12 protein-coding genes are annotated in these 15,027 nt (G+C 60.1%); 6 read left to right on the plus strand and 6 right to left on the minus strand.

Features of this window, described 5'->3' with window-relative positions; all coding sequences use genetic code 11:
- Positions 1–833 (plus strand): HNH endonuclease signature motif containing protein (locus VFI82_06625; GenBank protein ID HET7184340.1); only part of this gene is annotated, 833 nt, incomplete at its 5' end.
- Between the two features lie 16 nt (positions 834–849).
- Here the strand turns inward: VFI82_06625 and VFI82_06630 are convergent.
- Positions 850–3,306 (minus strand): DUF6600 domain-containing protein, encoded by a 2,457-nt coding sequence (locus tag VFI82_06630; GenBank protein HET7184341.1) that lies wholly within the window; start codon positions 3,304–3,306, stop codon positions 850–852.
- A gap of 489 nt (positions 3,307–3,795) precedes the next feature.
- On the opposite strand from VFI82_06630, the gene VFI82_06635 reads away from it, so the two are divergent.
- Positions 3,796–5,232 carry a LamG domain-containing protein gene (locus VFI82_06635; GenBank protein HET7184342.1) on the plus strand — a complete coding sequence of 479 codons (1,437 nt, stop codon included), beginning with the start codon at positions 3,796–3,798 and terminating at the stop codon, positions 5,230–5,232.
- Positions 5,233–5,759: 527 nt separating this feature from the next.
- Here the strand turns inward: VFI82_06635 and VFI82_06640 are convergent.
- The 4 genes from VFI82_06640 to VFI82_06655 form a co-directional block, all read right to left on the minus strand.
- Complete coding sequence (locus VFI82_06640; GenBank protein HET7184343.1) at positions 5,760–6,725, minus strand: enoyl-CoA hydratase/isomerase family protein; 966 nt, start codon at positions 6,723–6,725, stop codon at positions 5,760–5,762.
- A gap of 46 nt (positions 6,726–6,771) precedes the next feature.
- Positions 6,772–7,995 (minus strand): epoxide hydrolase, encoded by a 1,224-nt coding sequence (locus VFI82_06645; protein ID HET7184344.1) that lies wholly within the window; start codon positions 7,993–7,995, stop codon positions 6,772–6,774.
- 184 nt (positions 7,996–8,179) lie between these two features.
- Positions 8,180–9,145, minus strand: coding sequence for a nucleoside hydrolase (locus VFI82_06650; GenBank protein ID HET7184345.1), 966 nt, complete (start codon positions 9,143–9,145; stop codon positions 8,180–8,182).
- Between the two features lie 176 nt (positions 9,146–9,321).
- Positions 9,322–10,017 carry a response regulator transcription factor gene (locus VFI82_06655; protein HET7184346.1) on the minus strand — a complete coding sequence of 232 codons (696 nt, stop codon included), beginning with the start codon at positions 10,015–10,017 and terminating at the stop codon, positions 9,322–9,324.
- A 208-nt stretch (positions 10,018–10,225) separates the two neighbouring features.
- Between VFI82_06655 and VFI82_06660 the strand changes: the two genes are divergently transcribed.
- From VFI82_06660 to VFI82_06675, 4 genes are all read left to right on the plus strand, one after another.
- The gene (locus tag VFI82_06660; GenBank protein HET7184347.1) at positions 10,226–10,690 is read left to right on the plus strand and encodes a (2Fe-2S)-binding protein; all 465 of its coding nucleotides are present in this window, start codon (positions 10,226–10,228) and stop codon (positions 10,688–10,690) included.
- A 9-nt stretch (positions 10,691–10,699) separates the two neighbouring features.
- Complete coding sequence (locus tag VFI82_06665) at positions 10,700–13,027, plus strand: xanthine dehydrogenase family protein molybdopterin-binding subunit (GenBank protein HET7184348.1); 2,328 nt, start codon at positions 10,700–10,702, stop codon at positions 13,025–13,027.
- 27 nt (positions 13,028–13,054) lie between these two features.
- The gene (locus VFI82_06670; protein ID HET7184349.1) at positions 13,055–13,909 is read left to right on the plus strand and encodes a xanthine dehydrogenase family protein subunit M; all 855 of its coding nucleotides are present in this window, start codon (positions 13,055–13,057) and stop codon (positions 13,907–13,909) included.
- Positions 13,910–14,019: 110 nt separating this feature from the next.
- Complete coding sequence (locus VFI82_06675) at positions 14,020–14,457, plus strand: carbon monoxide dehydrogenase subunit G (GenBank protein ID HET7184350.1); 438 nt, start codon at positions 14,020–14,022, stop codon at positions 14,455–14,457.
- A gap of 47 nt (positions 14,458–14,504) precedes the next feature.
- On the opposite strand, the gene VFI82_06680 is transcribed toward VFI82_06675, so the two are convergent.
- Positions 14,505–15,027, minus strand: a 523-nt coding sequence (locus VFI82_06680) for a chemotaxis protein CheX (protein ID HET7184351.1), incomplete at its 5' end; no start/stop codon positions are given.

Below are 15,027 nucleotides of genomic sequence, written 5' to 3' on the forward strand. Positions count from 1 at the left end.
TCTGGAAACAATTTGAAGACGTGCTCGTGCCGCGGTTGCGGTTAACCGTCATCGACCGCGCCGTCTATTCTTATCTCTTCCGCCATAGCCACCTCGAAGGAAAGCGCCAGGTGCGCTTCACTATTCTTTCGGTCGCCCGCGCCATCCGCCTCTCCATCGCATCGGCGCGGCAGTCCGTGCGCCGCCTGATCGAGCGAGGCGTGTTTCGCCTGGTCGAACGCAGCACGGCGGGCCATGTGGTCGAGGTGCGCTTGCCGGAGGAGATTCCCGCGCCGCGCCCCGGTCCGGTTGGGACGTCCAACGCCGCGCAGCCTGACGGCGCAATCGCCCTGGAAGAAATCGACTTTATGCAAACTAAGACACTGCGCCAGGCCATCCATGCGCGCGAGCGCGGCCGCTGCTTTTACTGTTTACGCCGCACCAAGCCTCGCATGCTTTGTCTCGACCACATCGTCCCCCGCGCTGAGTTGGGCTGCAACTCGTATCGCAATCTGGCTTCCTGCTGCCAGGAATGCAACGCAAGGAAGGGTGACTCAACGGCCGGGAATTTTCTGCGCTGGCTGTACCGGGAGGGGCACCTTACATCAGCGGAACTCAGCGCGCGTCTGCGCGCCTTGCACGCCCTCGCCGCGGGCAAGCTGCGGCCTGCGATTCAGAGTCAGCGAAGTTACGAAGGAAAGGAGCTGAACGAGACAAGGCGTTTCGGAAGAACCAGAGAGGCCGATTTGTTCTCTCCCATGGACCACGAAGCTGCCATGTGCCCGGATCCTGACGGTCGAGGCGAGCCACTGGCGGAAAAGAAAAGCCCGCCCGAAGAGATCGGGCGGGCCTGAAGGTCACAAGTGCGAATTAGCGATGCGGACGGCCGCTACCGCCGTGGGAGCCACCGCCCCCACTGCTGTGCGATCCGCCACCTCCACCACCTCCGCGAGAGCCTCCCCCACCGCCACCATAACTACGGCCTCCTCCGCCACCCCCGCTATAGCTGCGGCCACCGCCTCCGCCAGAACTACGAGCACCTCCGCCGCCACCATAGCTACCGTAGCTGCGGCTGGGAGGAGAGTAGGAGCGGGAAGGCGCCGGGTAGCTGCGGCTCGGCGGAGAATAAGTCCGCGGCGAGGAGCCACGGTTTCCGTACGATGGAGGGCTGTAATTGCGCTGCGGCGGTTCATACGAACGGCCGCGGTTGGAATAGTCTGGTCGGTTGCCGCCGTAATTCCGCTGCGGAGGCTCATTCACGCGGCCCCCATTGGAATAATTCGGCCGATTGCCATTGTAATTCCGCTGGGGAGCCTCATTCGCGCGGCCACCATTGGAATAATTCGGACGGTTGCCGCTGTAGTTTGGCGCGGACGAGCGTTCCGAAGGACTCGCGCCCGCACGAGCCCACGGCGGACGGTCCGACTGAACCCTGCCGGACTGCGCCGGTGCATTGCCGCCACGGTTCGAATTGCCTAGCCCTTGCTGGGGCCGATCACTCATCGCGCTCCGCGAGTTCTGTGCAGGCGCATTCGAAGGACGATTTGAACCAAATCCCTGCGGAGCGCGTCCACGGTCTGAGCTATTGCCCTGGGCTTCCCAGACGCGGGAGCTGTTCCCAGCGCGCCCATTCGATGATGCGGAAGGCGGCCGGTTCTGCGAGAGATCGCGCTGGCGCGCATTTTCCCCGGCGTTGCCGCGCGCATTGCCCTGCACGCTGCCGGGCCTGTTTTCTACCCCAGCGTTGGTGCGCATATTCCCTGGCCTGCTTTCCGCGCCAGCGTTGGCGTGCACATTGCCCGGCCTGCTCTCAGCGCCGTTAGCTCGTGCGACGCTGTTGATTCGCGCGTTTTCCGACCGCGTGGCAGCGAAGGTACGGCCATTCTCCGGCCGTACCGCAGAACGCGAAGCGGCGCGCGCCGGCGCGGTGCGCGCCATGACCGAGCGATTCTGCAGACGCGCGGGCGGATGCGCCGCGCGCGCATTAAAGTTGGCGCTGCCCAGCGAACTGTGCTGCGTCGGCCGGATACCCACGGAGTTGGAGAAGCGCGCGCCGTTGAGCGCCCCTTGCGTAAGGTGCTGCCCGCCGCGATTGACGCGCCCGCCGTTCATGAAATTGCCGCGGGAAGTGGTGGTGACCGCGCGCAAGTTGTGCGCGTTCACGAAATTAACATTGCGAATGTTCCTGGTGTTCAGAATATTCACGTTCCGTATAAACGTGTTGTGGACGTTAATTACATTGATGAAGCGGGGGCCGCAGTGGAACCAGGGGAAGAACGGCTCGCCCCAGCCCAGCGGGAACCAGCCCACACCAAAACCTGCGCCGAAGCCGAAACCCCAGCCTCCGCCGAGGAAGCCGACGAAGGCCGGCCCGTAAATCGGAGGACCAATGAACGGTCCGGGGCACCAACCCCAAGCGCCGCCGATGAAGGCCCAGCGGCCGTAGTGGAAGGGAGCAAAGCCCCAAGGCTCGTAGTCCACCCAAGTCCAGCCCCAAGGACCAACCCAGTTCCAATAACCGACGCTGTAGGGAGCCCAGTCGGGGCCAACGTCGTTGGGATACCAGACATGACCGTACTCCGGCTCGTCACGCCAGGAGCCGTAGTCGTCGAGGTCGTCGTAACCGGGCATGTCACGGGAAACGTAGTCGCCGGACGCGGAGCGATCCATTTTTAAGTCGCGCTCTTCGGCCCAACGGTCGAGGCCGTCAGGACCCGGGGCGCGTGTGATGGAGTAAGTGGGATTCTGGGCGCCGTTGAATTCGCCCTGCTCACCGGCATGTACGGGATAGGTTTGCCCACCGGCGCTGACTTCTCCGCCACCTCGAATGACGATCACGCGAGAGGAATCGCCTGTTTCGCTGACGTCGATGCGGAAGTCACCGGCTTCCTTCACGGTGAAAGCGATGTTGGGAGTATCGACTTCGACGACGTCGCCTTCATGCAGTTCGCGAACGCGGAAGTTGAGGCTGCCTTCGGGCAGGCGGACTTGCGTAATGCCCTGGTCGAGGTTCAGGAAAGAAAGAGCGGTCATGCTGCCGAGATGCAGAGTGACTTCTCCGGCCTGCAATTCGGCGCGGGAATCCTTGTCAACCCACATTTTGTCGCCAATGGTCATGGGGCGGTTACGCTGGGCGCTGCCCCAGTCACCTTCCCCGCCCGGCTGTAAGGAAACGGAACCGTCTGTAACACCAATGCGCGCAACACGCGTGGGAGGATCCTGACTATCATCATCGGCGCGCGCCTGCGGCGCGACAAACAGCAAAAGCCCGGCAACACACGCCAAGAGCGCCAACTTGCTCCTGCCGCTAAACTTGATCGTCTCCATGACGAACCCCTGTTCTAGGAAGCGACACTCAACACTCAGTGACCCGCTGGGTAAGCCCTTCCGACGGAAGCCTAACACCTTTGCGGCTCCCATACGTAGAACACCGTAGTGAGAAAGAAGTTGCCCTTTTCTCAATGTCGGCTGCAACTACATATTCGATGCAGGAGAACGACTTAGACGACCGTGAACGAAGTTAGCTCGCCGCGATCATGGCCGTAACGCATTGATACAACATGACTTACTGGGAATAGCGCGCCCTGACCCGCCGGCTTCGAGCACCAGCTAGAGTGATAAAGGGTAGATAGTCTCGTCCGTAGGGTCTTTTCCCGGGGTTGCGCGCGGCCTGAGAGGATTTGAGAAAAACCCGACACCCCTCCTGCAGCGCGCCATCCTGAAAAACCGAATGGTGCGCCACCCGGACGGGGAGCGGCAGTGTGGAAACTGCGGTGATTTCTGGACTATGCTGAAAGCGGAATCGTGGGGACGATCGTGGTGACTCGAATCAAATTGTGCGCTCCAGTGATATTCCTGACTCTCGCCGCAATCGCGATTCCCATCGAGATACTCTCGCGGGGGCATTATTCCACCGTAGACTTGCGAATCGATCCATCCCATGCCTTTGTGAATGTTCTCGGATTCGTTCCAGTGGGATTTGTACTTGGGGAATTTGGCATCCTCCGAGCTCTTGCCGCAGCAGCCTTGATGTCAGGCCTTGCGGAAACGAGCCAGATAGTAATGATGTACCGCGACCCGTCGGTCTGGGATTTTATCACGAACGTCATAGGAGCTTTGCTTGGCGCGGTCATGAGTGCGCATTGGAAGATTCGTTCACCCTCCTTAAAGATCAACCGATGGACGACATTAGTAGCTGCCGCAGCCGCTTTAGCGCTGGTGGCTGAGGTATGGGCCCAGATGGGGCCAGACGTTAGTAAGCGCGGAGCTACTTCCCCAGGTACGCTCGAAGGCTACTGGAAGCTGGACGAAAAGGGTGGTCGAGTAGCACTTGATTCCTCGGGACACGGTCTTAACGGGCGGTCCACCACCGAACCAGAGCTCGCTTCGGGCCCAATAGGGACTTCCGTTGTGTTCGACGGCAGGAAGGAATATATCGACGTTGGCCGCTCAACAGCGCTTCGGCTTGCCGGGAGCATGACAATCACTGCCTGGATCAACTCCTCTTCTTTTCCATATGATGACGCAGCGATCATCTCGCAGCTTCACTCTCGTTCTGGTTATCAGCTGGACACGACCATCGACAAAGGAGCGCCAACTATCGGATTCAAACTCAGCAACGCCTGCGGACATCTCATGGCGCGATACGGAGCCACCCCGCTCGTCACTGGCACTTGGTATCACGTGGCCGGAGTTTATGACGCCCCGAAGCGCGCGCTCGACGTTTACCTGAACGGGAAGCTAGACAACGGCCCCCTGGTTGGCCCGGTAACCAGCACTCAGCGCAGTTCCCGCGGGCCAGTTTACCTCGGTAGGCGGAGCGATTTGAAGGGCTTTGAATTCGCCGGCTTGATGCGCGACGTGCGGATCTACTCGTTTGCGCTCACGAAGGACGAAATCGCTGCTGTTATGCGGGGAGAGTTTGTTAATGGCGCAGCAGTTGGTCGCTCCGCAAGCAACGCGAACGAGGCAGGAAGTTCCACGCAGCCGTGCACAGTGACTTCCGAAGATGGTGACCAGTGGATTCCCATGATGGCGGCGAGTCTGGGTGTGCTTGTGGCGGTCTCCTGCGTCGGTCTGTGGCCGTCGGCCAGCTCAGTGCAGTATGCTTTTCTCAGCTTTGTAGCTGGCCTGCTTCTTCTGCCTGTGCTTGTTCCGAATGTTCCCTCGTTTAATTTGTGGCTGATTCCACTGGTAACGTTTGCCGGTGGCGTGTCTGTGGCTGTCTCGATACGTCGCTACGCGGACTCCTAACCGTGAGGCTCGTTAGGCGAGGCAGGCTGGTTGATCTGTCCCTCCCCGTGCTAACCCCCGATTCGTTTTGTTACCAGGAACTGACAGTGCGGTTAGGGTCGAGCCCGTTAGCGCAACGCGTGGAACAGGGCCCGCTTCCAGCGGGCGATGTCGATGGTCCAAGCGACCTTGGCTTTGATGCCCTTGGATCAAAGAGATTCGTCTCACAAAAGTGGGGCGATGGAGAAGAGGGATTCATCGAGGAAGATTGACCCGGGCGAATCTAGAGATTCGCCCCTACAGAGGCAAACGGAAAGGATGCCGGGAAGATGCCGGCGCTACAAAAAAAAGATGTCGCCCTAAAGAGCGACGCCGCATGCAGATCAGAGAGATTCATGGGACAAGAGTGGCGCGATGGAGAAGAGAGATTCATCGAGAGAACCGCTCGAGGGCGAAGAGCGGGCGGGGCAAGCCCCGCCCCTACAGAGGCACCGGGTCCGAGGCACGGCCAAGAACATGGGTCAATCGTTGGATTGACCCGGGCGAATCTAAAGATTCGCCCCTACGTCCGTGGCATCGTCGTCCGTCCGCCCGAACGCAGGGAGGTACCGGCCGAAGTTCAATTCGAAGTCGCTCCGAACACCGTAACCGATACCTCGGATCTTGGCACGGCGCGCCTGCGCACCTGGCAAGGCCAGCAATGGGAAGAACAAGTCGTTGCTCGACTGAAGCTCGGCAGCTGTCGGCATCCCGAACCGATTGACCTGGGCCTTCGCCGCGGCCAGCGTTTCACGGTCGAACGAGGCCAGACGCCGGACGAGTGCATCGACAAACGAGTCGAGGTGGTCGTCGTCCAGCGTGCGGTTCACCCAGCCATAGCGCTCGGCGATATCGGCATCGAAATCGTCGCCGCTGAGGACGATCTCAAGTGCGCGCGAACGGCCGACCAAGCGCGGGAGCCATTCCAGCGCTCCACCGCCCGGGACCAGTCCGACGCCGACTTCGGGGTTGCCGAATAGGGCGCTTTTCCGGCTGGCAAAGCGCATGTCGCAGGCCAGCACGAACTCGTTACCGATGCCGCGCGTGCGGCCGCGAATTTTGGCGATGCTCACGATTGGCGCGGACGAGAGGCGCAGCACAAAGTCGCGCCAAAGGCCCAGCATCTCTGGCCGTTCCGCTGCCTTGGCTACGTCGAGATGAGCGATGAAAAAATCGGGATTCGCCGACTGGAACACTACGACCTTCACGGACGGGTCCGCCTCGAGGTCGGTCATTAGCGCTCGCAATTCGACGATCGTTGTGGGAAAAAACATGTTGATCGGCGGGTTGCTGAAGGTGATCGTCCACCGGCCCGGATGGGTGCGGTCGGCGTTGAACTGCGAAGGCTCGGTGCGTTGTTGCGTAACTCCTGCTTGGCTCATGATATCGCTCCTTTTTTTTGGATTGAATTGAGGTTGGTCTTTTTGCGAAGGCTTGGCGTGCGGCCTTCTCTGTCGTCGACGGAAGCGCGACATTTCGGGAAGGCGGCGCCTCGGCGCGCCGCCCCGCCCGATATTCGAACTAGCGCAATGACCGGAATCCTGCGCGAAGCTCTTCGGAGAAGAGTTTCGGTTGCTCCCATGCGGCGAAGTGACCTCCCTTGGGGAGCTTGTTGTAATGGATCAGTTTGGGATATGCCCGCTCCGCCCAGCTCCGTGGAGCTGGATAGAGTTCGTCAGGGAAGACGCTCACGGCAACCGGGATGGCGGGGTCGACGCCCTTGACAGCGAAGAACGACGCCCCCTTGTTCTCCCAATAGAGACGGGCGCCAGAAAGCGCGGTGTTGGTCAACCAGGTGATCGTGACATTGTCGAGGATGTCGTCCCGCGTGAGGCCCTCAGACTGTCCGTTAAAGACGCGCGCGATGAGCTCATAGCTGCGCGCGTCGTGATCAAGGAAATAAGCCGCCAGGCCGACGGGTGAATCCGCGATTCCGTACAGCGTCTGCGGTCGCAGCCCCATCTGGAAGCCATAGCCGATGCCCTTTGCATAGACGAAGCTCAGTCGCTCATAAGCGACCTTCTCGTCAGCGGAGAGACCTGCCGGTGCCGGCGCCCCGGAAAAGGCTGCCTTGTCGATGTCGACCGGAATCACGTTAGGCATGTTGGTGTGAATGCCCAACAATTCCGGTGGCGCCTGCGCGCCCATCAGCTCGGTGATGACCGCACCCCAATCGCCACCCTGCGCCACAAATTTGTTGTAGCCGAGGCGCTTCATCAGCACGGTCCAGGCTCGTGCAATGTGGGCGGGGTCCCACCCGGGGGCGGTTGGCCTGCCTGAGTATCCGTAGCCGGGCATCGACGGGACCACCACATCGAAAGCGTCAGATGCGCTGCCGCCATGCGCTGTCGGGTTGGTCAGCGGATCGATGATCTTCAACTGCTCGACGACCGACCCTGGCCAGCCGTGCGTGACGACCAGCGGCAGCGCATTGGGATGCTTCGAACGGACGTGAATGAAATGGATATCCAGCCCATCGATCTCGGTGATGAACTGCGGCAGGGCGTTCAGTTTCGCCTCGCACTTGCGCCAATCGTAATCCGTCCCCCAATAGCGCGCGAGGTTCTGCATAGTCGCGAGCTGCACGCCTTGTGTGGCATCCGCGACGGTTTCCCGCTCAGGCCACTTCGTCGCGTTGATGCGCCTGCGCAATTCGGCGAGTTCCGCATCCGGAACACTCACCTGAAACGTACGAATCGCATCTGCCTGCTCGCTGCTTCGTTGCGTAGCACTGGTTTGGGTCATGGTGTGCTCCTTTTGAGTAGTTTTTTGGGATTCTTCCGACTGCGAATCTGGCGATTATTGTTTTCAGGTCGCTGGAGAACCAGCTCTGTCGGTGAGAGGCGAAGATCTTATAACCACGAGTCACGTCCTGTATGTGCAAGATCGAACACTCGTCAAAACCGAAGGTTGGAAGGGCCCGGGGGGGCTAGCGCAGGGCGTGGAAAAGCGCGAGCTTCCAGCGGACGATGTCGATGGTCCAAATCACTTTGGCTTTGATGCCTTTGTTCAGGACGGACGCCCAGACGGACTTGTTGCGGTCGTTGGCGGCAACATTCAGACGGTCGACCACGGTCATGCCGCGGGTGAGTTCGCTGGAAGTCTCCACGTCGACGTAATTCTCCGTTTGTTCGGTGACAATCGAAGGATCGAGCGCGATGGACATGCAAATCGGATCGGGTAAAGAAATACCGTGCTCGCCGGTTTGCTCGAAGTACGCTTCCTGGGCGCGGCTGTTGCACTCGATGGCGAAGCGCGCGATCGGATTGTCGAGGCTGAGAACGCGCTCGATGTCATTCAGGTTGAGCGCGGCCTCGCCGCGGCAAAGATGCCAGCCGACCAGTTCCACGGGAAGGCCGCTGCGAAGCACAATGCGCGCTGCTTCGGGATCGCACCAGATGTTGTACTCGGCGGCGGGCGTGACGTTGCCTTCGCAGCACGGCGCGCCGCCCATGATGACGCAGCGGCTGACTTTTGCGGCGATGCCGGGCCTGCGCTGCAACGCCAAGGCGATGTTGGTGAGCGGACCCAGAGTGACAAGAACCAGGCCGGGATTCGCTTCTATTGTGGAGACGATGGCTTCGGCAGCGTTTAGCTTTTCCGGAGCACGGTGCGGGGCAGGATAACCGTGGTCGCCCAAGCCGTCGCGGCCGTGAAACCAATCCGCGCTTTGGTGTTCGCGCTGAAGCGGTTTCCCTGCGCCGACGAAAACGGGAACATTCGAGCCGCAAAGTTCCGCCGTGTACAAAGCATTGCGCGCGGCCTGTTGCACGCTGACGTTGCCCGCGACGATGGTAAGTGCGAGGACGCGGATATCGGGCGAGCGCAGCGCCATGATGAGAGCCACGGCGTCGTCGGAGGCGGTATCGGTGTCAATCAGGAATTGAGGTTGCACGCCGGGTAGGATAACAAAACCCGCTACGTTCGTAGAGTTGTCGCAATGCAATGGCTAATGAATGTTGTCAAGCGCAGCCCGTGCGCCATTCTCTCCTTCGTTTCTCAGAGTAAGCAAAAAAGCCCCAACGGGGACGCGCTAAAGCGCGCCCCCACACGGGCAAACCTGGTGCTCTCCTAGCTCTGTAGCGAAGCAGGCTGGCCGTTGCCGCCGATTTGGTAGCCGATGCCGCGAACGGTGCGAATGAGCGGACGATCGTGGCCGGAATCGACCTTGCGACGCAAATAGTTGATGTAGACGTCGACGACGTTGGTCATGTTGTCGAGGCTCAGGCGCCAGACCTGCGCGGCGATGGAGTGGCGCGTGACGGGTTGGCCTTCGTTGCGCATCAAGAATTCGAGCAAAGAGAATTCCTTGGGGCTGAGCTCGATATCGCGGCTGCCACGGCGAACGGTATGGCTGACGCGGTCGAGCTCGAGGTCATCGATTTGAAGCACGGCGCGGCCCGGGCGGTTTCCCCGGCGCAACACGGCGCGAATGCGGGCGGCAAGTTCTGCAAACGCAAAGGGCTTCGCCAGATAGTCGTCGGCACCGGCGTCGAGCCCACGAACGCGTTCTTCGACGAGACTGGAACCCGTCACGATGACCACGGGCAAATCGGGTTTTCGCGAACGAATCTCACGCAGCACGTCCAAGCCGCCGCGCCCGGGTAGATCCAGGTCCAGAAGAAGCAGATCATAAGGCTGCTCGGAAGCTATTTTTTTGGCTTCGCAGCCATCGGAAACGACGTGCACGGCGAAATGTTCCTGCTGCAAACGCCTTTGCAGAAATTCGGCGAAGGAGTGGTCATCTTCAGCGACAAGAATGCGCATGGACTCACACGTGATACGCAGATTTTGGAAGGGGATGTCTTAGCTTGGCGGGAGCAGAAGCGGGTGTCAAGGCGGCCAACCAGGCTGTTGGCCGAAGAGTATCGCTAGCAGTCCGCGTCTCACCCCGTCACGGACTGACTGGTGCATCCGGCACAATATTCTGGTATCTTCTGCAACGCTGGAGTTGTCCCCCGCCCGGAGAAGATCTATGAACATTTCACTCACCATCAACGGGAAAAGCTATTCCCAAGACGTCGAACCACGCCTGCTGCTGATTCATTTCCTGCGCGACGTCGCGGGCCTGACGGGCACGCACATGGGCTGCGAAACTTCGCTCTGCGGGGCGTGCACCGTGGAGCTGAATGGCAGAGCGATTAAGAGTTGCACGATGTTTGCGGTGCAGGCCAACGGCGCGGAGATCGTGACCGTGGAAGGCCTGGCGACGAACGGAAAACTCGATCCCGTCCAGGAAGCGTTCTGGAATGAGCACGGATTGCAGTGCGGATTCTGCACGCCGGGAATGATTATGGCTTCGAAGCAGATTCTAGATCGCAATCCGGCTCCTACGGAAGATGAGATTCGGCACGGGCTCGAAGGCAATGTTTGCCGTTGCACGGGATACCAGCACATTGTCAACGCGGTAAAAGCCGCCGCTGCGGGCGCGGGAAAGTAGGAGGCGACCATGGCCACCACGACGACTAAAGTCGAAACTTTTGTCGGCAAGCGCATCCGGCGCCGCGAAGATCCGCGGCTCATCACCGGTACGGCAACGTATGTCGAAGACATCCAGATGCCAGGGATGAACTACGCGGTGATCGTGCGGAGCCCACACGCCGCAGCGCGCATTCGCTCGATTGACACGAAGAAAGCAGAAGCCGCACCCGGAGTGGTTTGCGTTTTCACGGGCAAGGATACGAAAGGTGTGGGCGCGGTGCCCTGCGGCATCGTGATGCCAGACTTGCGCGTGCCGCAGCATACGATCCTCGCCACTGACCGCGTTTATTTCGTGGGACACCCCGTCGCGGTAGTTGTGGCGCGGGACCGTTACCTGGCGAGCGACGCCGCCGATTTGATTGAGGTGGATTACGAAGTGCTGCCCGCGGTGGCCAACCCGGAGAAGGCACTGGCGAAAGGCGCACCGGCTGTGCATCCACAGTGGCCGGACAACGTCGCGTTCACGTATCACCAGGACGGCGGCGATATCGACAAGGCGTTTGCGCAGGCCGATGTCGTGGTGAAGCAGCGCATCGTGAGCCAGCGGCTCGTTCCCATGGCGATGGAAACGCGCGGCGTCGTTGCCGAATGGCGCGGGGCGGACCGTCAGCTCAACCTTTACACGTCGACGCAAATTCCGCACCTGGTGCGCACGCTGGTGGCGGGCATGCTCGGCCTGGAAGAAAACCGCATGCGTGTGATCGCGCCGGAAGTGGGAGGAGGGTTTGGCAGCAAGCTGAACGTTTATGCCGAAGAAGCGCTGATGGGCTACGTGTCGATGAAAATCAACAAGCCCGTCAAGTGGATTGAATCGCGCCGCGAGAATTTTACGTGCACGATTCACGGGCGCGGTCACGTGGACTACTACGAAGTCGCCGCGAAGCGCGACGGCACGATTCTCGGCATCAAGCTGAAACTGATTCAAGACGTGGGCGCGTATCACCAGTTGCTGACGCCGCTGATTCCCCAGTTGAGTGTTCTGATGATGCCAGGACTTTACAACACGCCGAACATTCGCGCGGATATCGTGGGCGTGTTCACGAATTGCGTGCCGACGGATGCGTATCGCGGCGCGGGCCGCCCCGAAGCCACGCACGGGATCGAGCGTATGGTCGATATTCTTGCGGCTGAGCTGAAGATGGATCCGGCGGAAATTCGCTTCAAGAATTTCGTCAACAAGGACAACTTCCCCTATCCCACGGCCACGGGCCTCATGTATGACTCCGGTGATTACGCGACGCCGCTGGAGAAGGCGCTCGACCTCGTTGGCTATCACAAGCTGCGCCAGGAACAAACCGACTTGCGCAAGCAAGGCAAATACATGGGCATCGGCATTTCTACTTACGGCGAAATCTGCGCCATCGGCCCGTCGCCCGCGACGCCCGCGGGCGGATGGGAAAGCGCCACGGTGAAAATCGAGCCCAGCGGCAAAGTCACCATCATGACGGGGGCGTGCCCGCACGGGCAGGGCGAAGAAACTACGTTCGCGCAAATTGCCGCCGATGAGCTTGGGGTCGGTCTCGACGACATCCTGGTGATTCGCGGCGATACCGCCATTGTGCAATATGGCATCGGAACTTTCGGCAGCCGGGCCACAGCGGTTGGCGGCACGGCGCTTTACTACGCGTTGCAAGACTTGAAAGCCAAGGTCAAAAAATTCGGCGCGATGCTGCTGGAATCGGAAGACGTTTCGCTGATTGGCGGGCAGGTCATTGACAACAAGACGGGCAACTCGAAAACGTTCCAGGAAATTGCGGGAGCCACGTATCGCGCATTGAAACTGCCTCCGAACACGGAGCCCGGGTTGATGGCCACGCGCTTCTGGGAGCCGCCGAACTTCACGTTCCCCTTTGGCGCGCACATCGTGGTCACAGATATCGACAACGAAACCGGCCAGATCAAGATCCGCCGCTACGTTGCAGTCGACGATTGCGGGAACATTTTGAATCCGCTCATTGTCGACGGGCAAATCCACGGCGGTGTGGCGCAAGGCCTCGGGCAGGCGTTGTGGGAGCAGGCGGTTTATGACGACAATGGACAACTCGTCACCGGCGAATTGACGGACTATGCGCTCCCCCGCGCACACATGATGCCGTGGATTGAAAGCCAGCACACGTGCACGCCGTCACCGGTGAATCCGCTCGGCGTGAAAGGCGTCGGCGAAGCGGGCACGATTGGGTGCTCACCCGCCGTCGTCAATTCTGTGGTTGACGCACTTTCTCCGCTGGGGGTGCGTCACCTCGACATGCCGCTGACGCCGGAAAAAATCTGGAAAGTTCTGGCTACGAAGAACTGAGCTGGGGAACTGAGAGGAGCAACGGAAATGATTGCGCAAAAATTTGAATACACCGCTCCCAAATCGCTCGATGAAGCTTTACATCTGCTTGCCAGCGGTGCCAAGCCGCTTGCGGGCGGGATGAGCCTGATTCCCATGATGAAACTGCGGCTCGCCGCGCCCGAGCATCTAGTGGATTTGCGCACGCTCAAGGACCTGAACTTCATCCGAGAGGTCGGAGGTCAGCTGCACATTGGCGCCACGGCGTCGCATTACGACATCGAAAGCTCCGCGCTGCTGCGGCAGAAATGCCCTTTGCTTACGGAAACTGCGGCGGCCATCGGTGACGTGCAGGTGCGCAACATGGGCACGATCGGCGGCAGCGTGGCGCATGCGGATCCCGCGGCGGATTATCCCGCGGCACTGCAGGCGCTGGAAGCCAAATTCGTTCTTCAAGGCGCGAAATCGGAGCGCACGGTCAGCGCGGCCGACTTTTTTGTTGACGCGTTTACCACCGCGCTCGAGCCTGGCGAAATTCTGCGCGAGGTGATTGTTCCTATCGACGATGCGCGCACCGGCACGAGCTACCAGAAGATGGTTCAGCCGGCCAGCGGCTTCGCGATTGTGGGAGTCGCAGCGCGTGTACGCGTGAACGCAGGAAAACTTTCCTTTGTGAGGATTGGCGTTACCGGACTTTCTAATCGCGCATACCGGGCCACGGCTTCTGAGAAGTCGCTGGAAGGTAAGGCCGGGGCGCAGGCTGACATCCAAGCTGCTGCGGCGCTCGTTGCGCAAGGAATCGACGCAAACTCGGATCTGCATGCTTCGGCCGATTACCGGCGGCATCTGGCGGTCGTCCACGCGGCGCGCGCGATCAGGACCGCGATTTCGCGAATCGCGTGAGGATCTCAGGCCACAGCCACAACATTTCCATTGAACCTCATATTATGCTCGCGCATGGCAACAAAGAACGGGTCTGAAGACCCGCCACTACAAAGACCCTTCGGGTGAACATGAAAATCTCAGGCTCTTATACTTTGCCCATGGCACCCGAGCACGCGTATCAAATCCTACAAGACCCGGCGATTCTCGCGCAGGCTATGCCCGGGTGTGAAAGCCTGGAAAAAATCGGCCCCGACGAATACCGCATGAAGATGAAAGTGCTTCTCGCCGCACTTTCGGGACAATTTGAAGGCAAAGTGTACATCACGGATCAGCAGCCGCCTTCGAGCTTTCGAATGATCGTCGAAGGCACCGGCCGCATCGGCTTCCTGAAAGGCGATGGATTGCTATACCTAACGGCACGCGACAGCGGCACCGATGTTTCCTACGAAGGTGATGCGCAGGTGGGCGGAACGATGGCAGCGGTCGGCCAGAGGCTCATTGACGGCACGGCGAAAATGATGATCAAGCGATTCTTCGACAAGCTTGCGACTTTGGCACAGAAATAGCGGCGAAGATGGCCACGCGAAGGGCGTCGCCACATTAAAAAAAGCGCTCAATCAAGAGCGGGGACGGCGGAGCGTTCGGCGCGGCGGCGGTGTAGGTAGCGCATGGCGATGTTCAGGAAAATGTCGCCGCAGGGCGTCCCCATGCAAACCACCAGCGCTTCGGTGTCGGCGCTGCCCGCGAGCCCCGCTTCATTCATGTGCACTTCCGGCGGAAACACCTTGAAGTGAAAACCCTGATCATTGAGCAGCGTGACGGAATTGCCGATGACCATGTTCGCGAGTTCACAAACCGTTTCACGCACGAGTTGCTCGCTAGCTTCCAGTTCAGCGCCCGCCAGCACGCTGGCGACTTTCACGGCAACTTCCGACGAAAGATCGAGGATGACGCGGCCTTCAATGTCGCCCTTGATGGTGATCAGGGCGGCCACGCCTTTGCGGCGGTAGGCGTTTTCGTCCATCTCGACGTCGATGATTTTTGTCGGCCCTTGAAGGGATTCGGCGAAAACCGCGTCGGCGGCATTAATAAACGGCTGGATGAGCTCCATTCTCATGAGCGGCTCTCCCCGGCCA

The sequence above is a fragment of the Terriglobales bacterium genome (genome assembly GCA_035691485.1).
Taxonomy (GTDB): domain Bacteria; phylum Acidobacteriota; class Terriglobia; order Terriglobales; family Acidobacteriaceae; genus JAIQGF01.

Coding starts and splice junctions, on each gene's coding strand:
- VFI82_06630 (HET7184341.1), bottom strand. CDS start 3,306: ATGGAGACGATCAAGTTTAGCGGCAGGAGCAAGTTGGCGCTCTTGGCG.
- VFI82_06640 (HET7184343.1), bottom strand. CDS start 6,725: ATGTCGCGCTTCCGTCGACGACAGAGAAGGCCGCACGCCAAGCCTTCG.
- VFI82_06645 (HET7184344.1), bottom strand. CDS start 7,995: ATGACCCAAACCAGTGCTACGCAACGAAGCAGCGAGCAGGCAGATGCG.
- VFI82_06655 (HET7184346.1), bottom strand. CDS start 10,017: ATGCGCATTCTTGTCGCTGAAGATGACCACTCCTTCGCCGAATTTCTG.
- VFI82_06660 (HET7184347.1), top strand. CDS start 10,226: ATGAACATTTCACTCACCATCAACGGGAAAAGCTATTCCCAAGACGTC.
- VFI82_06665 (HET7184348.1), top strand. CDS start 10,700: ATGGCCACCACGACGACTAAAGTCGAAACTTTTGTCGGCAAGCGCATC.
- VFI82_06670 (HET7184349.1), top strand. CDS start 13,055: ATGATTGCGCAAAAATTTGAATACACCGCTCCCAAATCGCTCGATGAA.
- VFI82_06675 (HET7184350.1), top strand. CDS start 14,020: ATGAAAATCTCAGGCTCTTATACTTTGCCCATGGCACCCGAGCACGCG.